Origin of the sequence: Pseudomonas sputi, from assembly GCF_021603585.1 — a bacterium.
Classification (GTDB): domain Bacteria; phylum Pseudomonadota; class Gammaproteobacteria; order Pseudomonadales; family Pseudomonadaceae; genus Aquipseudomonas; species Aquipseudomonas sputi.
This window is the reverse complement of the sequence record NZ_BQHI01000006.1, coordinates 189,481-211,476: the sequence shown is the minus strand read 5'-3', so window position 1 is coordinate 211,476 and position 21,996 is coordinate 189,481. Positions and strand designations below refer to the sequence as shown.

The following is a 21,996-nucleotide window of genomic DNA, read 5'->3' as shown; positions in this document are numbered from 1 at the left end:
ATGAAGAACTTCGTCATTCCAGCAGTACTCACCTCCCTCATGTCTTGCGGTGTCGCCGTGGCCGCCGAGTTACCGGCCAGCATCAAGGAGAAAGGCGAGATCGTCGTCGCGATCATGCCCAACTATCCGCCGATGGATTTCAAGGACCCGGCCACCAACACGCTCACCGGCCTGGATTACGACCTGGGCAACGCCCTGGCCGAACGCCTCGGGGTGAAGATCAAATGGCAGGAAACCGGCTTCGAGCAAATGATCAACGCCCTGACCACCGAGCGCGTGGACATGGTCCTGTCGGGCATGACCGACACCGCCGAACGTCAGGCCAGCGTGACCTTCGTCGACTACTTCACCAGCGGCCCGCAGTTCTACACCTTGCAGAAAAACACCGCGACCAACGAGATCATCGACCTGTGTGGCAAGAAAGTTGGCACCAGCCGCCGCACCACGTTCCCGGCGGAAATCGCCGAGTGGAGCAAGGCCCACTGTGAAGCCGCGGGCAAGCCTGCAATCAACGTGATCGGCACCGAAGGCTCGGCCGACGCCCGCGCCCAACTGCGCCAGAGCCGTATCGACGCGGCGATGCAGGGCAGCGAAACCCTGTCGTACCTCAAGACCCAGGAAAAGGACATGTACAAGACGGTCGGCCAGCCGATCTCCGTGCAGTTCACCGGGCTGGGTGTGAGCAAGAAGAAGCCTGAGCTGAGTGAGGCGGTGAAGGTGGCGCTGCAGAGCATGGTGGATGACGGCAGCTACAACGCGATCCTGAAGAAATGGGATCTGGAGCTGGGTGCGATCAAGAACGTGACCATCAACGCGGGCAAGTAAGGCCTCGCCACTGATGCCCGCTGCGATCTTTTGATGGATCGTTCCCACGCTCTGCGTGGGAATGCAGCCAGGGACGCTCTGCGTCCCGAACAAAGATCGCAGCCTTCGGCAGTTCCTACAGATGAGTATCGGAGCGCTGTGATGTCCTCCCCACCCCAACCCACCTGGCCCGCCCCGCACAAAGCCTGCCTCGCCCTGGCCTTCGACCTCGACGGCCCGACCGGCGACGCCATGCTCAACAACTCGATCTGGCACAAACCCGAATACTTCGGCTTCGGCGGCTACGGCCCCTACCGCGCCTTGCCACGCCTGCTGGATCTGCTCGACGCCTTCAAGATCCCGACCACCTTCTTCGTCCCCGCGTGGGTCGTGGAAAACTGGCCGAAACAGTGCCAGGCCATTGTCGAGCGCGGTCATGAAGTCGCCTACCACGGTTACAAACACGAATCCTTCTACAGCCTGACGCTGGACCAGCAGCAGGCCGTGATGAACAAGTCCCGCGACGTGTTCTGGCAATACCTGCACATCCGCGCCGAAGGTTTTCGCACCCCGTCCGGCGACTGGCGCGCCGAGACCCCGGCGATGCTGGCCGACAACGGTGTCATCTATTCCAGCAGCATGCGCGGCGACGATCGCCCGTACCTGGTCAATGTCCCCGGCCACGACACACCGCTGGTGGAGATCCCGGGTCGCTGGGAAATGGACGACTACGCCTCCCTCGCCTACATCCGCGCCCCGAACTTCCCGTCCGGGCTCGACCGCACCGCCAGCTACGAGCTGACCCTCGACAACTGGAAGCGCGAGTACGACGGCGCGATGGACGAAGGCCTGTGCCTGACCACCCTGTTCCACCCGAAAATCACCGGCAAACCGGGGCGCATCCTGTTGCTGGAAAAACTCTTCGAACACATGCGCCAACGCGATGACGTGTGGTTCGCTACGTGCCGCGACGTCGCCCGCTGGTGGCTGAAGGAGCATCACCATGGCTGACGCTGACAACCTCTGGCCCGCCGGCAAACGCTGCGCGGTGGTGCTGACCGTCGATTACAACGATATCCACGGCATTCTCACCCAGGCCCCGGAGGTCGCCGGGCGCGACAAGACGCTGTCGGTGTGGCGCTACGGCACGCAACGGGGCGTCGAGCGTTTGCTCGGTCTGTTCAGGGAACTCGGGGTACGCAGCAGTTGGTTCGTGCCCGGCATCGTCGCCGAGGAAAACCCGCAGCACATCGCGACGATCCAGGCTGACGGCCATGAAATCGCCTGCGCCGGCTACCGCCATCAGGATTACGACACGCTGGATCTGGCGGAGCAAAGCGCGGACGTCGCCAAGGGCTGCGCAGCGCTGCAAGCGTTGACCGGCGTGCATCCGACCGGTTTCCGGATTCCGGCGGGCAACGGCGCGCCGGGCTTCATCGAAGCCTTGAACGGTCATAGCATTCACTGGTCGTCATCATGGCGTGGCGATGATCTGCCTTTCTTGCACCCGACCGCGCCCGAAGTGGTCGAGTTGCCGCTGCATTACGAACTGGAAGACGAACCCTATTTCGCCTTCAACCTGAGCCCGGCCGTGCCGCCGGCGCAATCACGGATCGCCTCCTACAGCCACACCCTGGGCAACCTGCAAATGGACTTCGCCGGGTTCCATCGCTTCGGCCTGTGCTACGTGCTGCGTCTGCACCCGGAAATCATCGCCACACCGGGGCGCATCGGTGTGCTGCGCGAATTGCTGCAAGGCATTCAGCAGCATGACGACGTGTGGATCGCCACCGGCGCCGAAGTCGCGCAGTGGTGGGCGCAAACCGCGGCGCCGGTTGCGCAGGATCATCCGGCGTCGGTGTATGAGCGCCATTATCGGGACTACCTTGTATGACCGAACGCATGCAGCGGCTGGCGCAGTTTTGCGTCGATACGCGGTTTGAAGACCTGCCGCCAGCATTGGTGGAGCAGGCCAAGCGACACATTCTCGACACCTTCGGCGCAGCACTGGCCGGGGCCGAAAGCGCGGTGGCGCTTCAGGCGCGGCAGGTGTTCGGCGCAGAGCCGGGCACCGCGCTGGTCTGGGGTTCGTCATTGCGGGTCGGCGCGGGACATGCGGCGTTGCTCAACGGCATCGCCGCCCACGCACTGGAGCTGGACGACACCGGCGGTTGCGATCACTCCGGCGCGGTGGTGTTGCCAGCGGTGATGGCGGCTTTGTCATTGGTGGATCGGCCGGTGGACGGTCGCGAGTTCATCACCGCCGTGGTCATTGGCTACGAGATCGGCCGACGGGTGCTGGAAGCCTGCGGCAGTTATTCGGCGCACAACGGCGCCGGCTGGCATTCCACCGCCACCTGCGGCGTGTTCGGCGCGGCGGCGGCCTGTGCGCGGATCTTTGCGCTGGATGCGGCGCAAACCGTGTCGGCGCTGGGCATCGCCGGCAGTTTCAGCGGCGGCTTGTGGGCGTTCATTCATGACGGCTCGCAGAGCAAGAAACTGCACAGTGGCCGGGCGGCCGAGGGCGGTTTGCTTGCGGCGCGTTTTGCCCGCGAAGGCGTCAGTGGGCCGTCGGTGTTGTTCGAGGATGTCTGGGGTGGTTTTCTCAAGACCCTGGCGCCGGGCAGCGCCCAACCGGATGCGCTGGATGCTGAATTGGGCCAGGTCTGGAAACTCGCGCGCTGTTCGATCAAGCCCTACGCCGCCTGCCGTGGCACTCATTCGGCCATTGATGCGCTCGGGGTGTTGTTGGAACAGTTGCAGGTCGGCGCGGATCAGGTGGAAGACGTCCAGGTCAACCTGTGCGGGTTTCTGCTCGACATGTGCGGCGGTCGCGACACTCGCAGCCTGGCCGCCGCGCAGATGAGCCTGCCCTACGCCCTCGCCGCACGACTGGTGCATGGCCAGCCAGCTAGAGGCTTACGATGAGCAGCCACGCAACGATCCGCAAATCGCCCACTGGCTGACGCGCATTCGCCTTGAAGTGGATGAGCGACTGGCGGAGGATGGCGAGCCGCTGGTCGTTGTTCGAACCCGCGACGGGCGTCAGGCGAGTCTGTGTGTCGAGGTGCCGCTGGGGGCGCCGGGCAATCCGTTGAGCGAGGCGGCGCTGGAGGCGAAGTTTTTCAGTCTGGCGTTGCGAGTGCTTTCACCGCTCAAGGCCGAGCCGTTACGGGCGCAACTGCGGCAACTGCAAACGCTGGATTCCGTGCGCGATCTCGAGCACCTGTTAACCGAATAAGGACATTTGATTTTCCGTGGCCACCTACTCGCTCGTTATCCGCCGCCTGATGATCGTCTCGCTGACCATCGTCGTCAGCCGCGCCATCACCAGTCCGTTGCTCACGCTGTTTTTGAGTCACAAACTCGGCCTCAACCAACAGGATGTCGGGTTGTTGCTGGGCATCGCGGTGTTCATCGCCACCCTGCTTGCGCTGTACGGCGGCTACATCATCGACCGGCTGGAGAAACGCCGGTTGCTGATTCTGGCGATGCTCTCCAGCGCCGTCGGCTTCGTGCTGCTGACCTTCGCCCAAGACCTGTACCTGACGACCGCCACCCTGGTCATCACTGAAACCGCCTCGGCGCTGTTCCTCATCGGCTCCAAGGCGATCCTCAGTGAAAACCTGCCCATGAGCCAACGGGCCAAGGCGTTTTCCCTGCGCTATACGCTGACCAATATCGGCTACGCCACCGGCCCGATGCTCGGCGTGGTAATCGCCGGGGTCTACCCGATTGCGCCGTTCCTGATGGCTGCGGGCATCGCTTTCGGCAGCATCTTCCTGATGATCGGCATCCCGAAGGACGCCAGCCCGGTCGCCGCCATCGGCCAGCCGCAAAGCTTCCTGAAGACCCTGATCACCCTGAAAAACGACCGCACGCTGATCATGTTCACCTGCGGCTGTCTGCTCAGCACCGTGGTCCATGGCCGCTTCACCCTGTACCTGTCGCAATACCTGCTGGTGGTCGAGGATTCGCAGCGTGCGTTGCAAACCATGGCCGCCCTGCTCGCCTGCAACGCCATCGCGGTAATCCTGCTGCAATACCAGATCGGCCGCTTCCTCAATCGGGAAAAACTGCGTCACTGGATCGCTGCCGGCACTGGCCTGTTCATCGTTGGGTTGATCGGCTTCAGCCTGGCCGACAGCCTGGTGACGTGGTGCATCGCGATGTTCATCTTCACCCTCGGCGAGATGATCATTTACCCGTCGGAATTCCTGTTCGTCGACACCCTGGCCCCGGAAGAACTGCGCGGCAGCTATTACGGCGCGCAGAACCTCGCGGCCCTCGGCGGCGCGCTGAGCCCGGTGATCTGCGGCTTCCTGCTGATGCACACGCCGGCGCCGACCATGTTCTACGCCCTCAGCGCACTGACGGCGATGGGCGGGTTCCTGTGTTTCATGAGCGGGCGGCGCGTGGATTTACTTCATAAATAATGCACTGAAACTGCATTTATATGAATTTGTCAGCATCGTGATTGCTTGGCACACTGTGCGCGTTCCTCCCCCAATAGCTGGAACACTTCGAAGGACTTTCCGCATTGACGGACAAGTCCTTTTTTTTGCCCTGAATTTCGCAAAGGATCGATTCTGCATGCTCGCTCGCTGGTTGCCCGCCGCCATCAACACCCGCCCCACCGAATGGAGCCGCGCCGCCATCGGCATGGCGCTGGGCACGTTGTTCAGCGTGTGGGCGTGCAGTCAGGTGTTCGGCATTGAAGTGGCCTACCACCTGATCGGCCCGCTGGGCGCCTCGGCGGTGCTGCTGTTCGCGGTGTCCTCCGGCGCCCTCGCCCAGCCGTGGTCGATCATCGGCGGCTACCTGTGCGCCGGTGTCGTCGCGTTGCTGGTGGCCCATGTGCTCGGCCGAACCCTGGGCAGTGCGTGCCTCGCGGCGGGCATGGCGCTGATCCTGATGTGCTGGCTGCGCTGCCTGCACCCGCCGGCCGGCGCCGTCGCGTTGACCATGGTGCTGGCCGACCCGATGACCATCGCCATGGACTGGAAAGCCCTGGAACCGGTGATGCTCAGCGCCGCCTGCCTGCTGCTCGCCGCACTGGCTTACAACAACCTGACCCGCATCCGCTACCCGAAACGCCCTGCCGAACCCGCGCCGGCTGTGGCCCCGGTGGATATTCAGTCCATCACGGCGCAAGATCTGAAATTGGCGCTGGCGGAGATGGAAGCGTTTATCGACGTCACGCCGGAGGATCTGGAGCAGTTGATTCATGCCAGTGAACGGCACGCCAGGCGGCGGAGCATTGGCCAGGTGTTCAGCTGAGTCCGGGCCTGTCCCTGTCAGCGTTGTCGATTGAAAAGAAGCCGCGATCCCGTGCATTTGGCCTAAGGTAAAAATGCAGACAGCCCGTGCACATATCCCCGTTGTACACGGCAAATTTGCACTGTTACGATCGGCTAACGCTCGCGTGCGAGCTTCTCGAATAAAGACAATAAAAGCAGGGAGTTAGTGATGACTGCTCAGGCTTCATCCCCGCGGACTTCGTCCATGGATGCCACGCCACACGAAGTGCTGGCCGAGGTTCGCAACCACATCGGTCACCTGACCCTCAACCGCCCCGCCGGCCTCAATGCCCTGACCCTCAACATGGTGCGCCAGCTCCAGCAGCAGCTGGATGCCTGGGCCGCCGATGCCGATATCCACGCGGTGGTGCTGCGCGGTGCCGGCGAAAAAGCCTTCTGTGCCGGTGGCGACATTCGTTCCCTGTACGACAGCCATAAAAGCGGCGACACGCTGCACGAAGATTTCTTCGTCGAGGAATACGCCCTCGACCTGACGATCCACCACTACCGCAAACCGGTGCTGGCGCTGATGGACGGTTTCGTCCTCGGTGGCGGCATGGGCCTGGTGCAAGGCGCCGATCTGCGGGTGGTCACCGAGAAGAGCCGTCTGGCGATGCCGGAAGTGGCGATCGGGTATTTCCCGGATGTCGGTGGCAGTTATTTCCTGCCGCGCATTCCTGGCGAACTGGGGATTTACCTGGGTGTCAGCGGCGTGCAGATCCGCGCGGCGGATGCGCTGTATTGCGGGCTGGCCGACTGGTACCTGGACAGCAGCAAACTCGGCACCCTCGACGAACAGCTCGACCAGTTGCAATGGCACGACACGCCGTTGAAGGATCTGCAAAGCCTGCTCGCCCGCCACGCCGTGCAAACCCTGCCGGACGCGCCGCTTCAAGCCTTGCGCCCGGCCATCGACCACTTCTTCGCCTTGCCTGACGTGCCGAGCATCGTCGAGCAACTGCGTGCCGTGACCGTCGCCGACAGCCACGAATGGGCGACCACCACCGCCGACCTGCTGGAAACCCGCTCGCCGCTGGCCATGGGCGTGACCCTGGAAATGCTCCGTCGCGGCCGTCATCTGAGCCTGGAACACTGCTTCGCCCTCGAACTGCATCTGGATCGCCAGTGGTTCGAACGCGGCGACCTGATCGAAGGCGTGCGCGCCTTGCTGATCGACAAAGACAAATCACCACGCTGGAATCCGCCGACCCTGGCCGCGCTGCACGCCGAACAGGTCGAGAGTTTCTTCCACGGTTTCGCTGAGAGCGGGAGCTGAGCCATGCACGATCTCGAATTGACTGAAGACCAGGTCATGATCCGCGACATGGCCCGGGACTTTGCCCGTGGCGAAATCGCACCCCATGCACAAGCCTGGGAAAAGGCTGGCTGGATCGATGACGGCCTGGTGGCGAAAATGGGCGAGCTGGGCCTGCTGGGCATGGTGGTGCCTGAGGAATGGGGCGGCACTTACGTTGACTACGTGGCCTATGCGCTGGCAGTGGAAGAGATCTCCGCCGGTGACGGCGCCACCGGCGCGTTCATGAGCATCCACAACTCGGTGGGCTGTGGGCCGGTGCTCAACTACGGCAGCGAAGAACAGAAACAGACCTGGCTGGCGGATCTGGCCAGCGGCGCGGTAATCGGCTGTTTCTGCCTGACCGAACCCCAGGCCGGCTCCGAAGCGCACAACCTGCGCACCCGCGCCGAACTGCGCGACGGCCAATGGGTGATCAACGGCGCCAAGCAATTTGTCAGCAACGGCAAGCGGGCGAAACTGGCGATCGTGTTTGCCGTGACCGATCCGGATCTGGGCAAGCGTGGGATCTCGGCGTTTCTGGTGCCGACCGACACGCCGGGCTTCATCGTCGACCGTACCGAACACAAGATGGGCATTCGCGCCTCCGACACCTGCGCGGTGACACTGAACAACTGCAGCATTCCCGAAGCCAATCTGCTGGGTGAACGCGGTAAAGGTTTGGCGATTGCCCTTTCCAACCTGGAAGGCGGACGCATCGGTATCGCGGCGCAAGCATTGGGCATCGCCCGTGCAGCGTTCGAAGCGGCGCTGGGTTACGCCCGTGATCGGGTGCAGTTCGGCAAGGCGATTGTCGAACACCAGAGCATCGCCAACCTGCTGGCGGACATGCAGATGCAGATCAACGCGGCACGCTTGATGATCCTGCACGCGGCGCGGCTGCGCACGGCGGGCAAACCCTGTCTGTCGGAGGCTTCGCAGGCCAAGCTGTTTGCATCGGAAATGGCTGAGAAGGTGTGCTCGTCAGCGATTCAGATCCATGGCGGGTATGGGTATCTGGAGGATTACCCGGTGGAGAAGTATTACCGGGATGCGCGGATTACCCAGATTTATGAGGGGTCGAGCGAGATACAGCGGATGGTGATTGCTCGGGAGTTGAAGAACTACCAGCTCTGACTGATCGCCCCCACGCAAAGCGTGGGGGCGAACTCCATTACTTGCCCTGGAACTCAGCGGGCCGCTTCGCCACAAACGCCGCCATCCCTTCCTTCTGATCCTGCGTCGCAAATGCTGCATGGAACACCCGGCGCTCGAATCGCACGCCTTCAGTCAGATTCACTTCAAACGCGCGGTTGACGCTTTCCTTGACCATCATCGCAATCGGCAGCGATTTGCTGGCGATCACCGCCGCGACGTTCAGCGCCTCATCCAGCAACTCGGCACTCGGCACGATCCGCGCAACAATGCCGCAGCGCTCGGCTTCCACGGCGTCGATCATGCGGCCGCTCAGGCACATTTCCATGGCCTTGGCCTTGCCCACGGCGCGGGTCAGGCGCTGCGTGCCGCCCATGCCCGGCAGCACGCCGAGGTTGATTTCCGGCTGGCCGAATTTGGCGTTGTCGCCGGCCAGGATGAAGTCGCACATCAGCGCCAGTTCACAGCCACCGCCGAGGGCAAAACCGTTGACCGCCGCGATGATCGGCTTGCGGCGGTTGGCCACGCGGTCGCTGTCGCTGAACAGGTCGTCCATGTAGATCTGCGGGTAGGTCAGATCAGCCATTTCCTTGATGTCGGCGCCGGCGGCAAAGGCTTTGGTCGAGCCGGTGATGACGATGCAGCCAATGTTCGCGTCGGCTTCGAAACCATCGAGCGCGCGGTTCACTTCGCTGACCAGTTGCGCGTTGAGGGCGTTCAGTGCCTGCGGGCGATTGAGGGTAATCAGGCCGACGCGGCCATGGGTTTCCAGCAAAATCGTTTCGTAACTCATGTGCAGATTCCTTCTCAAAGATTGCGCGAAATGACCATGCGCTGAATGTCGCTGGTGCCTTCGTAGATCTGGCAGACCCGCACGTCGCGGTAGATGCGCTCCAGCGGGAAGTCGTTGAGGTAACCGTAACCGCCGAGGGTTTGCAACGCCATGGAGCAGACTTTCTCGGCCATTTCCGAGGCGAACAGTTTGGCCATCGACGCTTCCACCAGCGCTGGTTGACCGCTGTCGCGCAGGGCGGCGGCGTAATGCACCATCTGCCGTGCCACGGCGATCTGGGTCGCCATGTCCGCCAGACGGAACGCCACAGCCTGGTGCTCGATGATGGGCTTGCCGAAAGTATCGCGCTCGCGGGCGTAATCACGCGCCGCTTCGAACGCGGCGCGGGCCATGCCCACCGCTTGCGAAGCGATGCCGACGCGGCCACCTTCGAGGTTGGCCAGGGCAATCTTGTAGCCCTCGCCCTCCTCACCCAACCGATTGGCCACCGGCACGTTCACGTCTTCGAACAGAATCTGGCAGGTGTCCGAAGCGTGCTGGCCGAGCTTGTCTTCGATGCGGGCGACTTTGTAGCCCGGCGAATCGGTCGGCACGATGAAGGCGCTGATCCCGCGCTTGCCGGCGCTCGGGTCGGTGACGGCAAACACGATCACGATCCCGGCGTTCTGCCCGGAGGTGATGAACTGTTTGCAGCCGTTGAGTACGTAGTGATCGCCTTCCAGCCGTGCACGGGTTTTCAGGCTGCTGGCGTCGGAACCGGCCTGCGGTTCGGTCAACGCGAAGGCACCGAGCATCGCGCCGCTGGCCAGCGGTTTAAGGAAACGCTCGCGCTGGTCGTCATTGCCGAACGTGAGGATCGGCACACAACCCACCGAGTTGTGCACGCTCATGATGGTCGAACAGGCGCCGTCGCCAGCGGCGATTTCTTCCAGGGCCATGGCGTAGGCCAGGTAACCGGTGTCGCAACCGCCCCACTGCTCTGGCACCAGCATGCCGAAGAAACCCAGTTCGGCCATTTCGCCGATGGCTTCTTTCGGGAAGCGGTGCTCGCGATCCCATTCGGCGGCGAACGGTTTGAGCCGTTCCTCGGCAAACTGCCGGGCCATGTCGCGGATTTGTTGTTGGTCGTCATTGGGAATCATGGCAAATCCTTAAATGCATTCCACCGCCATCGCCGTGGCCTCACCGCCGCCGATGCAAATCGCCGCGACACCACGTTTCAGGCCTTTCTGGCGCAGGGCCGAGAGCAAGGTCACCAGAATCCGCGCACCGGAGGCACCGATCGGGTGGCCCAGGGCGCAGGCGCCGCCGTGAATGTTGAGCTTGTCGTGAGGGATTTCCAGGTGGGTCATCGCCGCCATGCCGACCACGGCAAAGGCTTCGTTGACTTCGAACAGATCGACCTGATCCAGCGACCAGCCGGTTTTCTTCATCAGCTTCTTGATCGCGCCGATCGGTGCCACCGGGAACAGGCCCGGGGTGTCAGCAAAGGCTGCGTGGCCGTGAATCACCGCCAGCGGTTTCAGACCTTGTTGCTGCGCTTGCGACTGGCGCATCAGGACCAGTGCGGCGGCGCCGTCGGAGATCGAGCTGGAGTTGGCCGCCGTCACAGTACCGCCCTCGCGGAACGCCGGCTTCAGCGAGGCGATCTTGTCCAGTTTGGCTTTTGGCGGCTGCTCGTCGTTGCTGATAACGACTTGCTCCTTGCCCACGGTCACGGTCAGCGGAACGATTTCGTCCTTGAAGCTGCCATCCTTGATCGCCTGTTGGGCGCGGGTGGTCGAGGCGATGGCGAAAGCGTCCTGAGCCTCGCGACTGAAGCCGTTGGTTTCGGCGCAATCCTCGGCGAAGGTGCCCATCAGGCGGCCCTTGTCGTAGGCGTCTTCGAGGCCGTCGAGGAACATCGAATCCAGCACCCGGCCGTGGCCCATGCGATAGCCGGCGCGAGCGCGGTCCAGCAAGTACGGCGCGTTGGACATGCTTTCCATGCCGCCGGCGATTACCACGTCGGCGCTGCCGGCCAGCAGCATGTCGTGGGCCAGAATGGTGGTTTCCATGCCCGAGCCGCACATCTTGTTGACCGTGGTGCAACGGGTGGACTTGTCCAGCCCGGCGCCCAGTGCGGCCTGACGCGCAGGCGCCTGACCGAGGCCGGCCGGCAATACGCAGCCGAACAGCACTTCATCGACTGCATCGGCGGCGACACCGGCGCGTTCAACCGCCGCCTTGATCGCGGCAGCGCCGAGTTGTGGCGCGGTCAGGCTTTTCAGTTCGCCCTGAAAACCGCCCATCGGGGTGCGGACGGCGCTGACGATGACAATCGGATCGTTGGAGATGGTCATGGGAAATCCTCCTTACTTGGCGGCCATGCGCAAGGCGCCGTCGAGACGGATCACCTCGCCGTTGAGCATGCTGTTTTCAATGATATGCCGCACCAGCGCGGCGTACTCTGCAGGTTTGCCCAGACGCGGCGGGAACGGTACGCCGGCGGCCAGCGAGTCGCGCACTTCCGGGGTCATGCCGGCCATCATCGGGGTTTCGAAGATGCCCGGGGCGATGGTCATCACGCGGATGCCGAAGCGCGCCAGTTCGCGGGCGGCAGGCAGGGTCAGGCTGGCGATGGCGCCTTTGGACGCGGAATACGCCGCCTGGCCGATCTGACCGTCGAACGCCGCCACGGAGGCGGTGTTGATGATCACGCCACGTTCGCCGTCAGCGTTGGCTTCGCTTTCGGCAATCGCTGCGGCTGCCAGACGTAGCATGTTGAAGCTGCCGATCAGGTTGACGTTGATTACCTGAGCGAAACTGGAAAGCGCATGTGGGCCATTCTTGCCCAGGATCTTCTCGCCGCGAACGATGCCGGCGCAGTTCACCAGCCCGTTGAGGCTGCCGAAGGCTTTTAGGGTCGCCTGCACGGAGGCTTCGGCGGCGGCTTCGTTGCTGATGTCGGCCACTACGCTTTGCGCGCCAAGGCGCTGGGCCTGGGCGGCGACGGCGTCGGCGTTCAGGTCCACCAGCATCACTTTGGCGCCGCCGCTCACCAGCAACTCAGCGGTGGCGGCACCCAGGCCGGACGCGCCGCCGGTGACGATAAAAACCTTGTTCTCGATCTGCATGACGGTTTCCTTGGATTCAAGCTGAAACGTTGTGCGCCGCGGCCTCTTGAGCCTTGGCGATTTCCTGGTTGCGCAAGATAAAGCGCTGCAATTTGCCGCTCGGGGTTTTCGGCAACTCGCTGACAAATTCGATTTCACGGGGGTACGAATGCGCGGCCAGACGTTTGCGCACGTGCTGGCGCAGTTCTTCGGCCAACGCCGGTTCGGCACGGTATTGCGGGTTGAGCACAACGAACGCTTTGACCAGTTCGGTGCGCTCCGGATCGGGTTTGCCGACCACTGCCGCTTCAACGACGGCAGGGTGTTCGATCAGTGCGCTTTCCACGTCGAACGGGCCGACCCGGTAGCCGGAAGTGGTGATGACATCATCGCTGCGGCCAACGAAGCTGATGCTGCCGTCCGGGTTCCACTCGACGGTGTCGCCGCTCAGGTAGTAATCGCCGACGAAGGCTTTGGTCGGTGCGCCTTCATAACCGGCGAACCAGCACATCGGCGACTGTGTGCGGTCGATGGCGAGAATGCCGGGCTGGCCGACGCCGAGTTCGTTGTTCTGCTCGTCAAGCACCACGATGCGATGGCCCGGCGAAGCGAAACCGGCGGCACCGAGGTGGATCGGGTGTTGCAGGCCGTGGTGGTTGCACAGGACCATGCCCAGTTCGGTCTGGCCGTAGTGGTCGTGAATGACCACGCCGAGGTTGTCGGCGAACCAGCGGATCACTTCCGGGTTCAACGGCTCACCGGCGCTGCTGACGATGCGCAGCTTGCCCTTGATCGATTGGGCGAACTCATCGCCGCCGGCAATCAGCAGGCGATATGCCGTGGGCGAACCGGTGAGGTTGGTGATGCCGTACTTGTTGATGACCCGGCAGGTACTTTCGAGGGTGAACGGGCCATCGTAGAACGTGATCGGATGACCCATCGACAACGGGCCGGTCACACCGAAATAAATGCCGTAGGCCCAGCCCGGATCGGCGACGTTCCAGAAAGCATCTTCCGGGCGCAGATCCACGGCATCGCGGGTGTAGCTCTGGAACGCGACGATGGCCTTGAGCGGCACCGACAGCGCTTTTGACGGGCCGGTGGTGCCGGAGGTGAACATCAGCAGGAACGGGTCTTCGCCGGTCAGCATCAGCGGTTCGCAGACATTGGAATGGTTGGGCAGCTCGGCCCAGAAACTGAAGTCGCCACGGACGATGCCCTGGCCTTTAGGACCGCCGACCGTGACCAGCGTGGGGCAATCGGCAACTTCGGCGAGTTTCGGCCGGTTGACGGCGTCGGTGACCACCACTTTGGCGCCGGAGCTGTTCAGGCGATGCTCGAGGGCTTTGGGGCCGAACGCGGTGAACAGCGGTTGATACACCGCGCCGATGCGCCAGGTGGCGAACACGGTGATCAGCAATTCGATGTTGCGCGGCAGCAGGCCGGCGACCTTGTCGCCTTTCTGCACGCCCTGGGCGAGAAGGAAATTGGCGAAGCGCGCGGCTTTGTCCTGCAGATCGTTGAACGTGTACGTTGCACTGGCGCCGTCGCGGCCTTCCCAGAACAGCGCGATGCGCCCCGGCAAGGCGTGGCGGTCACAGCATTCGACGCAGGCGTTGAGCGCCTCGAGCGTGCCGCTGAGCGCGGCGTCCACGGTGTGCTGATAATCAAACTGTGCGGTGGCAGACAAGTAATCGCGCATTGCCAGAATCCCTCTGTTCTTATTAGGTTGGGGAAGCGTAAACAACAGGGGAATACTCGCGCCGCAGGCCGGCTGCGGCAATGGTCAAAGCCCTCAAAGTGGATGACTGGTTTGGCCAAGGTTCCGGACTTTGATCGCTCCCACACGGTAGCGCGATGATCGTTCCCACGCAGAGCGTGGTAACGAGAGTTGGCGGTGAGTCAGTGAGTCGGGGCCGGATCAGACCGCCTCGTTGAGGATCAAGCTGCGATAGTGCCCCGGATTGGTTCCTGACCACTTGCGAAACGCCTTGTAGAACGAACTGGCATCGGCAAACCCCAGCCGCGTGGCGATGTCGGCAAAACTGATCGCAGGCTCCGCCAGCCAGGTGATCGCCAGCTCCTTGCGCACGCTGTCCTTCAGGCCCTGATAGGTCTGACCTTCTTCCGCCAGACGTCGGCGCAGGGTCGAGGCCGACATGCACAACTGCTGGGCCAGCGTATCGGTTTCCGGCCAATGTTCGGCGGGCAGCTGCCGCAGATCCTGCTTGATACGGCTGGCCAGGCTTTCCGGGTCGCGGTACTTCACCAGAATGTTGGCCGGGGCATGGGCCAGGAAGCGTTTCAACTCTTCGGCGCTGCGCTTGATCGGCAGATCCAGCACATCGGCGGCGAAAATCATCCGCGTGCGTGGCCGGTCGAAGCGCAGGTTCTCGGAGAACATCACCCGATAGTCATCACAGAAATCCGGTGCCGGACAGCGCAGCTCGATGGCCAGGATCGGAATCCGCCGCCCCGCCAGCCAGCACGCCACGCCGTGAACGATCATCCAATACGTGAAGTAAGTGAAGGCGCGACGCGGCTCGGGGTCGTCCTCCAGCAGGACGATCTCCGCCAGACTCTGCTGGTGCACCAGTTGCGCCGGCATGCGTTCGAGCATCAACGACAGAAAATTCAGACCGCTGCTCAGCCCCGCAGCCAGATTCGGCTGGGCCATGGCGCTGCGGCAGAGGAACGCCAGGCTGCCGGATTTCAGCTTGCGCGGGTCCATGCCAAAGAACTCGTCATCGCCGCGCCGCGCCAACAGGCGCCACAACCGCGCGTACTGACTGGCCGGCACGCGGGCGTCATCGGTGGACAGCAGCGCCGGTTCAATCCCGACCTTGCTCAAGACTTCGTCCGTGGCCACGCCCGGGGCACAACTTTGCAGCAGTGCTTCGCGCACCAGTTGAATGGCGATGGTGTCTTTTTCCGACATGGAACCCGCTGAATCCTGTTGTTGTTCGAGTGGCGGGCATCTTAGCGCAGCTGACGGGGCGACGTGGATGTTCAGACTTGTTCAGCTGAGGTTCAGGTAAATGCCAATGAATGCCATGTGAGAATGACTTTCATTATGTTACAACTTGTAACCTCAATTCGTTACACAGTGATCGTCGAATGCTCGTTCCCTTTTTGATCATGTTGCGTGAAGGCATCGAAGCCGCGCTGATCGTTGGCATCATCGCCAGTTACCTGCAACAGACCGGCCGTGGCCAGTGGATGCCCGCGGTCTGGATCGGGGTGTTTCTCGCCGCTGCGCTGGCCTTGCTGGTCGGTGGTGGCCTGGAACTGGTCAGCGCCGAATTCCCGCAAAAGCAGCAGGAACTGTTCGAAGGCGTGGTCGGGCTGGTGGCCGTGGGCATTCTCAGTTCCATGGTGTTCTGGATGCGCAAGGTCGCGCGTTCGATCAAGCACTCGCTGCAAGCTTCCCTCGACCAGGCGCTGACCGCTTCGAAGCATCAGGTCATCGCGCTGATCGCCATGGTGTTTTTCGCCGTGGCCCGTGAAGGTCTGGAAACCGTGTTTTTCCTGCTCGCCGTGTTCCAGCAGAGCGAAGGCCCGGCCGCACCGATCGGCGCCCTGCTCGGCCTGATCCTGGCGGTCGTCGTCGGCTTGCTGATTTACAGCGGCAGCATGCGTTTGAACCTGTCGGCGTTCTTCCGCTGGACCGGGCTGTTCATCCTCGTGGTCGCCGCCGGGATTCTCGCCAACTCGGTGCAGGCCCTGCATGAAGCCGGGGTGTGGAACCACCTGCAAACCGTGCTTTTCGACTTCAGCGCGACGCTGCCGATGGATGGCCCGCTGGGCTCGGTGCTGGCCGGCATGTTCGGTTATCAGGATGCACCAACCGTCAGCACCCTCGGCGCGTACCTGATTTATCTGCTGGTGGCGCTGGTCATGTTCTTCATGCCCGCGCCCAAGCCTGCTGCCCAATCGTCTTCCGTTTCCAGCCAATAAGGGCCTTCATGTCAAAGCCTAATACTCCTCAGGCCTCGCCTCCCCGCGCCTTGCGCTGGGCGGTGGCCGGTTCGGTGGTCGTGATGATCGCCGCCGGTGGCCTGTTCTACTACGCCTCGAAACTGGCCGCCGCCAAACGTCAGCACAACCGCGACGAAGTGGTGGTGAACATCCATCCGCACCGTTGCGAACCGAACGCCCTGACGGTGCCGGCCGGCCGCGCCAGTTTCCGCATCGTCAACCGCTCCGACCGGGCGGTGGAATGGGAAATCCTCGACGGCGTGCTGGTGATCGAAGAGCGCGAGAACATCGCGCCGGGCCTGAGCCAGGTCATCAACGCCAACCTGCAACCCGGCGACTACGCCATCACCTGCGGCCTGCTGAGCAACCCGCGCGGCACCCTGCACGTGACGCCAACCGCCGCCTCCGATGCGGCCGCCAAGGCCAAGCCATCGATGGTGGCCTTCGTCGGCCCGTTGTCGGAATTTCGCGTCTACCTTGCCAGCCAGGGCAGCGCGCTGATCAAAGCCGTGACGGCGCTCAATCATGCCATCGACAGCGGCGATCTGGCCCAGGCCCAGGCGTCGTATTTGCCGGCCCGTGCCGCGTATCAGCGTCTGGCGCCGGCCGCACAACGCCTGGCGGAGCTGGACAACCGCATCAACGCCCGCGCCGATTACTTCGAAAAACGCGAGCAGGATCCGGCCTTCGTCGGCTTCCATCGCCTCGAATACGCGCTGTTCCAGCAACGCAAACTCGATGGCCTGACACCGATTGCCCAAGGCTTGCTCGACAACGTCACCACGCTGAAACAGCAACTGCTGGCCCAGTCGCTGCCGCCGGAACAACTGGTGCAAATCGTCGTGCGCAACCTCAACACCCTCGCCGACGTGCGCGCCGCCAGCGGCGAAGAGGAACGCTACAGCCACGGTGATCTCAACGGCTTCGCAGCCAACCTGGAGACGGCGCACAAAGTCGTCGAATTGCTGCGCCCGCTGCTGAGCAAATCCGCCGCCGACCTGCTGCCGAAAATCGACGGCGCGCTGGCTGATTTCGATACCACGCTGAACGGCTTCAAGGTCAAGGACGGCTACGCCAGCTACGACACCGTCAACGGTGAGCAACGCAAGCAGATCGCCGACAAGGCCAAGGCTCTGGCCGACGCCCTCGACGCCATTGATCCCGCCCTCGGCCTCTCCGGCCTGTAAGCAGAAGACGAATACCGATGAACGATTCCGAACACTTCAACCTGCAACGTCGCCGCGTACTGATGGGCATGGGCGCCGCCGGTGTCGCCCTGGCCGGCACGGCGTTGAGCTGCCCGGCGATGGCCGCCGCGCCTGCGCAAGTCACCGAAGCGCCGAGCAGCGACAAAACCCAGGACCATCACGATTTTCATGGCGTGCACCAGAGCGGCATCGTCACCCCGCGTCCGGCGGCCGGCATGCTGGTGTCGTTCGATGTGCTGGCCAGCGACCGTGACGACCTCGAGCGCCTGTTCCGCACCCTCAACGAGCGCATCGCGTTCCTGATGAAGGGCGGCCCGGTGGCGCAGATCGATCCGAAGCTGCCGCCACCGGACTCCGGCATCCTCGGCCCGGTGGTGACGCCGGACAACCTGACCATCACCGTGTCCGTCGGCGAATCGTTGTTCGATGAGCGCTTTGGCCTCGCGTCCGTCAAACCCAAGCGTCTGGTGCGCATGGTCGGTTTCCCCAACGATGCGCTGGAAGCCGACAGCTGCCATGGCGATCTGAGCCTGCAGTTCTGCTCCAACACCGCCGACACCAACATTCACGCCCTGCGCGACATCGTGAAAAACCTGCCGGACCTGTTGCTGGTGCGCTGGAAACAAGAAGGCAGCGTGCCGCCGCAAGCCCCGGCCAAACCCGGTGTACCGGCGCAATCGGCGCGTAACTTTCTGGGCTTTCGCGACGGTTCGGCCAACCCGGATTCCAACGATGGCAAAGCCATGGACCGCATCGTCTGGGTGCAACCGGGCAGTGACGAACCGGCCTGGGCGGCCCACGGCAGTTACCAGGCGGTGCGGATCATCCGCAATTTCGTCGAACGCTGGGACCGCACGCCGTTGCAGGAGCAGGAAAGCATCATCGGCCGGGTCAAAACCACCGGTGCGCCGATGGGCGCCAGCCATGAAACCGAAGTCCCGGACTACAGCAAGGACCCGGAAGGCAAGCTGACCAAGCTCGACGCGCACATCCGCCTGGCCAACCCGCGCACCGCCGCGAGCCAGGCCAACCTGATCCTGCGCCGGCCGTTCAACTACTCCAACGGCGTGAACAAGAACGGCCAGCTCGACATGGGCCTGCTGTTCATCTGTTACCAGGCCGACCTGGAAAAAGGCTTCATCACCGTGCAGACCCGCCTCAACGGCGAACCGCTGGAGGAATACCTCAAGCCGGTCGGCGGCGGTTACTTCTTCACCCTGCCGGGTGTCACGGGCGACAAGGACTTCATCGGTCGCTCGCTGCTGGCTGCCACCCAATCCAACACCACCGCATAACAACAGTCACATCAGGAGCCGCCCCATGAAAAAGACGCCCCTCGCGTTATTGCTGACCTTAGGTTTGCTCAACACCCCTCTGTCGGCGTTCGCCGCGACCGCGCCACTGGATCTGGTGGGGCCAGTGTCGGACTACAAGATCTACGTCACCGAACAACTGGATGAACTCGCCGGCCACACCCAGCAGTTCACCGACGCGGTGAAAAAAGGCGACCTGGCCACCGCGCAGAAGCTCTACGCGCCGACCCGCGTTTATTACGAGTCGATCGAGCCGATCGCCGAGCTGTTCAGTGACCTCGACGCGTCCATCGACTCCCGCGTCGACGACCACGAGCAAGGCGTGAAAGCCGAAGATTTCACAGGTTTCCACCGCATCGAATACTCGCTGTTCTCGGAAAAGAGCACCCAGGGTCTCGACGCCCTGGCGGACGGCCTGAACAAGGACGTGAAAGACCTGCAGACCCGCGTCGCCGGCCTGACCTTCCCGCCGGAAAAGGTCGTCGGCGGCGCCGCTGCACTGCTCGAAGAAGTCGCCGCGACCAAGATTTCCGGTGAAGAAGACCGTTACAGCCACACCGACCTCTACGACTTCCAAGGCAACATCGACGGCGCGAAGAAAATCGTCGACCTGTTCCGTCCGCAGATCGAGAAACAGGACAAGGCCTTTGTCGCCAAAGTCGACAAGAACTTCGCCACCGTGGACAAGATCCTGGCCAAGTACAAGACCAAGGATGGCGGTTTCGAAACGTATGACAAAGTGAAGGACAACGACCGCAAGGCACTGGTCGGCCCGGTCAATACCCTGGCCGAAGACCTGTCGACATTGCGTGGCAAGCTCGGTCTGAACTGAGTTCTGCGCATAAAAAATCCCCCGGACGCGTCCTGCGTTCGGGGGATTTTTTGTGGGCCGGTATTAGAGAATGCGATAGAGCAACCGCTCGACCCGCACCCGGCTCACGCGCTTGAGGAACTTGGCCACACCCGCCGGGTAATCCGGCAAGGCTTCCAGATCCTGGAAACGTGCGATCCGCGTGGTGTGAACGAAGATGTTCGCCAGCTCCGCACGGCGCGGTTCCAGCCACTCGCCTTTCGGATCATCGATCAGCAAGGCGTTTTCCAGATCCAGACGGAACGCCCGCGGGTTCAGGTTGTTGCCGGTCAGCAGCGTGTAGCGCTGGTCGATCCACATGCCCTTGAGGTGATAGCTGTTGTCGCCCTCGCGCCATAGGTGCAGGTTCAACTGGCCGCTGTCGATGTTGCGTTGATGGCGCTTGGCGAAACGGCGCAGGCTGATCTCGTAGAGATACGGCAGCGCGGCAATGACCTTGAACGGCTCGCTCGGCGGGATGTAGAAATCGTTGGCCGTCTTGTCGCCGACCACGATGTCGATCTTCACGCCGCGCGCCAGCGCCCGGTTGATCTCGCGGATCACGCCAAGCGGCAGGTTGAAGTACGGCGTGCAGATGGTCAGTTGCTTCTGCGCACTGGCGATCAGTTCCAGAATCACCCGGTTCAGCGGGTTGTTCTTGCCCACGCCGAGCAACGGACTGACCGACAGACCCGTGTGCGCCGTGCTGCCGGCGCTGGTGTCGTACGCCGCATATTTGAGGCGGCTGCGCAGGTCGCCGATGTCGTTGCGCAGGCTGCGGGTGGTCGGCAGGTTCGGCAGGTCGAGGCGATGCACCGCTTTCGATTCGATCAGGCCGTGCTTGACCAGATGGTGCATCGAGTCCGCCAGTTCACGGCTCTGCAGCACGTGATAACGGTCGAAACGGTACTTGTCGAATTTGTGCAGATAGACGTTGTTCAGGCTCGCACCGCTGTAGACCACGCAATCGTCGATCACGAAGCCCTTCAAGTGCAGCACGCCGAACAGCTCGCGAGTCTGTACCGGCACGCCGTAGACCGGCACCACGCTCGGGTGGGTACGGGTCATCTCCTGATACCACGCCGAGTTGCCCGGCTGCTTGCCGGCACCGATCAAGCCGCGCTGGGCCCGCAGCCAGTCGACGACCACCGCGATTTCAAGCTCGGGACGCTTGAGTTTGGCGGCGTGCAAGGCATCGAGAATTTCCTGGCCGGCCTCATCGTGTTGCAGATAGAGCGCGACGAGGTAGATGCGCTGGGTCGCCTGGGCGATTTTCTCCAGCAGGCAACGGCGGAAATCGGCGGCGCCGGGCAGGATCGTCACGGCCTCGGCGGTCAGCGGAAAGCTGCGCAGTTTGGGCAGCAGAGAGCGTTTGAAAAGCAACGGCATAGGGCTCGCAATGGGTCGAATCCGAAGAACCCGAGAGCTTACACCATCAACTCCTTCGGGTCTTGTGAGCGTCTGTAATGATCGTTCCCGGGCCCTGCGTGGGAATGCAGCCCGGGACGCTCCGCGTCCCTTCCAGAGATGGAACGCAGAACGTCCCTCGAGGCATTCCCACGCACAGCGTGGGATCGATCAAAAAATAATTGCTTGACCAAGTAGAACGATCGTTCTACTGTACGCCACATGAACGAAATCACTAGCAACGACACGACCCGAGACATCATTCTGGATGTCACCGAAAAGTTGATCTACAAGAGTGGCATCGCTGCCACCGGGATGGATCTTCTGGTGAAAACCGCCGGTGTTTCCAGAAAAAGTATCTATCGCTACTTCACCAACAAGGAGGAGTTGACCGTCGCCGCCCTGCAACGCCGCGACGTGCGCTGGATGCACTGGTACAGAAGCGCCGTCGATCAGGCCGAGACCCCGGCCGATCGCCTGCTCAACCTGTTCACCGTGCTCAAGGGCTGGTTCGCCTCGGAAGGCTTCCGGGGCTGCGCCTTCATCAATACCAGTGGCGAGACCGGCGATCCCGAGGATCCGGTCCGCCAGGTCGCCAAAGACCACAAACAGAAACTGCTCGACTACGTGTGCGAGTTGTGTACCGAACATGGTGCCGAGGACCCGCAGTTGCTGGCCAAACAATTGCTGATCCTGATTGACGGCGCCATTACCGTAGCGCTTGTGATGGGTGATCACAGTGCCGCCGATAATGCGCAATGCATGGCGCGAAAGTTATTGGACCTGTAACGCCTTAATA

The 21,996-nt window shown here is 62.6% G+C and carries 19 protein-coding genes and 1 pseudogene; 13 read left to right on the top strand and 7 right to left on the bottom strand.

Features of this window, described 5'->3' with window-relative positions; all coding sequences use genetic code 11:
• From L6D81_RS11370 to L6D81_RS11335, 8 genes and pseudogenes are all read left to right on the top strand, one after another.
• Entirely contained in the window at nt 1-825 is an 825-nt protein-coding gene (locus L6D81_RS11370; RefSeq protein WP_236179320.1) for an ABC transporter substrate-binding protein, read from the top strand.
• 141 nt (nt 826-966) lie between these two features.
• Nucleotides 967-1,815, top strand: a complete 849-nt coding sequence (locus L6D81_RS11365) for a polysaccharide deacetylase family protein (protein ID WP_236179318.1) — start codon at nt 967-969, stop codon at nt 1,813-1,815.
• On the top strand, nt 1,808-2,698 hold the full coding sequence (locus L6D81_RS11360; protein ID WP_236179316.1) for a polysaccharide deacetylase family protein: 891 nt from the start codon (nt 1,808-1,810) through the stop codon (nt 2,696-2,698). Before L6D81_RS11365 ends, L6D81_RS11360 begins: the two co-directional genes overlap by 8 nt.
• Nucleotides 2,695-4,045, top strand: a pseudogene (locus L6D81_RS11355) (MmgE/PrpD family protein). Before L6D81_RS11360 ends, L6D81_RS11355 begins: the two are co-directional and overlap by 4 nt.
• A gap of 16 nt (nt 4,046-4,061) precedes the next feature.
• Nucleotides 4,062-5,240, top strand: a complete 1,179-nt coding sequence (locus L6D81_RS11350) for an MFS transporter (RefSeq protein WP_236179314.1) — start codon at nt 4,062-4,064, stop codon at nt 5,238-5,240.
• Nucleotides 5,241-5,397: 157 nt separating this feature from the next.
• The gene (locus tag L6D81_RS11345; RefSeq protein ID WP_236179312.1) at nt 5,398-6,084 is read left to right on the top strand and encodes an HPP family protein; all 687 of its coding nucleotides are present in this window, start codon (nt 5,398-5,400) and stop codon (nt 6,082-6,084) included.
• A gap of 189 nt (nt 6,085-6,273) precedes the next feature.
• On the top strand, nt 6,274-7,380 hold the full coding sequence (locus L6D81_RS11340) for an enoyl-CoA hydratase/isomerase family protein (RefSeq protein WP_236179301.1): 1,107 nt from the start codon (nt 6,274-6,276) through the stop codon (nt 7,378-7,380).
• Nucleotides 7,381-7,383: 3 nt separating this feature from the next.
• Nucleotides 7,384-8,535, top strand: coding sequence for an acyl-CoA dehydrogenase family protein (locus tag L6D81_RS11335; RefSeq protein WP_039768643.1), 1,152 nt, complete (start codon nt 7,384-7,386; stop codon nt 8,533-8,535).
• A 37-nt stretch (nt 8,536-8,572) separates the two neighbouring features.
• Here the strand turns inward: L6D81_RS11335 and L6D81_RS11330 are convergent, their stop codons facing one another.
• From L6D81_RS11330 to L6D81_RS11305, 6 genes are all read right to left on the bottom strand, one after another.
• Complete coding sequence (locus L6D81_RS11330) at nt 8,573-9,346, bottom strand: enoyl-CoA hydratase (RefSeq protein ID WP_236179286.1); 774 nt, start codon at nt 9,344-9,346, stop codon at nt 8,573-8,575.
• A 14-nt stretch (nt 9,347-9,360) separates the two neighbouring features.
• Nucleotides 9,361-10,488, bottom strand: coding sequence for an acyl-CoA dehydrogenase (locus L6D81_RS11325; RefSeq protein ID WP_236179274.1), 1,128 nt, complete (start codon nt 10,486-10,488; stop codon nt 9,361-9,363).
• Between the two features lie 9 nt (nt 10,489-10,497).
• Entirely contained in the window at nt 10,498-11,688 is a 1,191-nt protein-coding gene (locus L6D81_RS11320) for an acetyl-CoA C-acyltransferase (RefSeq protein WP_236179272.1), read from the bottom strand.
• 12 nt (nt 11,689-11,700) lie between these two features.
• Nucleotides 11,701-12,462: an SDR family NAD(P)-dependent oxidoreductase gene (locus tag L6D81_RS11315; protein ID WP_236179271.1), complete on the bottom strand. Its 762-nt coding sequence runs from the start codon at nt 12,460-12,462 to the stop codon at nt 11,701-11,703.
• A 16-nt stretch (nt 12,463-12,478) separates the two neighbouring features.
• Complete coding sequence (locus tag L6D81_RS11310; RefSeq protein ID WP_236179269.1) at nt 12,479-14,143, bottom strand: AMP-binding protein; 1,665 nt, start codon at nt 14,141-14,143, stop codon at nt 12,479-12,481.
• 219 nt (nt 14,144-14,362) lie between these two features.
• Nucleotides 14,363-15,379: an AraC family transcriptional regulator gene (locus tag L6D81_RS11305; RefSeq protein WP_236179267.1), complete on the bottom strand. Its 1,017-nt coding sequence runs from the start codon at nt 15,377-15,379 to the stop codon at nt 14,363-14,365.
• A 179-nt stretch (nt 15,380-15,558) separates the two neighbouring features.
• Here L6D81_RS11305 and efeU point away from each other — a divergent pair, with 179 nt between their 5' ends.
• From efeU to efeO (L6D81_RS11285), 4 genes are read left to right on the top strand one after another with little or no spacing between them, the layout of a single operon-like run.
• Nucleotides 15,559-16,398, top strand: a complete 840-nt coding sequence (efeU, locus tag L6D81_RS11300) for an iron uptake transporter permease EfeU (protein WP_236179265.1) — start codon at nt 15,559-15,561, stop codon at nt 16,396-16,398.
• 8 nt (nt 16,399-16,406) lie between these two features.
• Nucleotides 16,407-17,606 carry an iron uptake system protein EfeO gene (gene efeO, locus L6D81_RS11295; RefSeq protein ID WP_236179258.1) on the top strand — a complete coding sequence of 400 codons (1,200 nt, stop codon included), beginning with the start codon at nt 16,407-16,409 and terminating at the stop codon, nt 17,604-17,606.
• Nucleotides 17,607-17,623: 17 nt separating this feature from the next.
• On the top strand, nt 17,624-18,922 hold the full coding sequence (gene efeB, locus L6D81_RS11290; RefSeq protein WP_236179256.1) for an iron uptake transporter deferrochelatase/peroxidase subunit: 1,299 nt from the start codon (nt 17,624-17,626) through the stop codon (nt 18,920-18,922).
• 25 nt (nt 18,923-18,947) lie between these two features.
• Nucleotides 18,948-19,772 carry an iron uptake system protein EfeO gene (gene efeO / locus L6D81_RS11285; RefSeq protein WP_236179254.1) on the top strand — a complete coding sequence of 275 codons (825 nt, stop codon included), beginning with the start codon at nt 18,948-18,950 and terminating at the stop codon, nt 19,770-19,772.
• Nucleotides 19,773-19,835: 63 nt separating this feature from the next.
• Here efeO (L6D81_RS11285) and pssA read toward each other — a convergent pair whose 3' ends face one another.
• A complete protein-coding gene (gene pssA, locus L6D81_RS11280) occupies nt 19,836-21,179 on the bottom strand; it encodes a CDP-diacylglycerol--serine O-phosphatidyltransferase (protein WP_236179252.1) in 1,344 nt (447 codons plus the stop codon).
• Nucleotides 21,180-21,419: 240 nt separating this feature from the next.
• On the opposite strand from pssA, the gene L6D81_RS11275 reads away from it, so the two are divergent.
• The gene (locus tag L6D81_RS11275; protein WP_236179237.1) at nt 21,420-21,986 is read left to right on the top strand and encodes a TetR/AcrR family transcriptional regulator; all 567 of its coding nucleotides are present in this window, start codon (nt 21,420-21,422) and stop codon (nt 21,984-21,986) included.
• Nucleotides 21,987-21,996: the final 10 nt, after the last annotated feature.

What these genes read in the sequence shown, in the direction of transcription:
- efeO (WP_236179258.1), top strand. Translation starts at nt 16,407, where the DNA reads ATGTCAAAGCCTAATACTCCTCAGGCCTCGCCTCCCCGCGCCTTGCGC.
- L6D81_RS11325 (WP_236179274.1), bottom strand. Translation starts at nt 10,488, where the DNA reads ATGATTCCCAATGACGACCAACAACAAATCCGCGACATGGCCCGGCAG.
- L6D81_RS11310 (WP_236179269.1), bottom strand. Translation starts at nt 14,143, where the DNA reads ATGCGCGATTACTTGTCTGCCACCGCACAGTTTGATTATCAGCACACC.
- L6D81_RS11320 (WP_236179272.1), bottom strand. Translation starts at nt 11,688, where the DNA reads ATGACCATCTCCAACGATCCGATTGTCATCGTCAGCGCCGTCCGCACC.
- L6D81_RS11360 (WP_236179316.1), top strand. Translation starts at nt 1,808, where the DNA reads ATGGCTGACGCTGACAACCTCTGGCCCGCCGGCAAACGCTGCGCGGTG.
- L6D81_RS11305 (WP_236179267.1), bottom strand. Translation starts at nt 15,379, where the DNA reads ATGTCGGAAAAAGACACCATCGCCATTCAACTGGTGCGCGAAGCACTG.
- pssA (WP_236179252.1), bottom strand. Translation starts at nt 21,179, where the DNA reads ATGCCGTTGCTTTTCAAACGCTCTCTGCTGCCCAAACTGCGCAGCTTT.
- efeB (WP_236179256.1), top strand. Translation starts at nt 17,624, where the DNA reads ATGAACGATTCCGAACACTTCAACCTGCAACGTCGCCGCGTACTGATG.
- L6D81_RS11275 (WP_236179237.1), top strand. Translation starts at nt 21,420, where the DNA reads ATGAACGAAATCACTAGCAACGACACGACCCGAGACATCATTCTGGAT.
- L6D81_RS11370 (WP_236179320.1), top strand. Translation starts at nt 1, where the DNA reads ATGAAGAACTTCGTCATTCCAGCAGTACTCACCTCCCTCATGTCTTGC.
- L6D81_RS11345 (WP_236179312.1), top strand. Translation starts at nt 5,398, where the DNA reads ATGCTCGCTCGCTGGTTGCCCGCCGCCATCAACACCCGCCCCACCGAA.
- L6D81_RS11365 (WP_236179318.1), top strand. Translation starts at nt 967, where the DNA reads ATGTCCTCCCCACCCCAACCCACCTGGCCCGCCCCGCACAAAGCCTGC.
- L6D81_RS11315 (WP_236179271.1), bottom strand. Translation starts at nt 12,462, where the DNA reads ATGCAGATCGAGAACAAGGTTTTTATCGTCACCGGCGGCGCGTCCGGC.
- efeU (WP_236179265.1), top strand. Translation starts at nt 15,559, where the DNA reads ATGCTCGTTCCCTTTTTGATCATGTTGCGTGAAGGCATCGAAGCCGCG.
- L6D81_RS11335 (WP_039768643.1), top strand. Translation starts at nt 7,384, where the DNA reads ATGCACGATCTCGAATTGACTGAAGACCAGGTCATGATCCGCGACATG.
- L6D81_RS11330 (WP_236179286.1), bottom strand. Translation starts at nt 9,346, where the DNA reads ATGAGTTACGAAACGATTTTGCTGGAAACCCATGGCCGCGTCGGCCTG.
- efeO (WP_236179254.1), top strand. Translation starts at nt 18,948, where the DNA reads ATGAAAAAGACGCCCCTCGCGTTATTGCTGACCTTAGGTTTGCTCAAC.
- L6D81_RS11340 (WP_236179301.1), top strand. Translation starts at nt 6,274, where the DNA reads ATGACTGCTCAGGCTTCATCCCCGCGGACTTCGTCCATGGATGCCACG.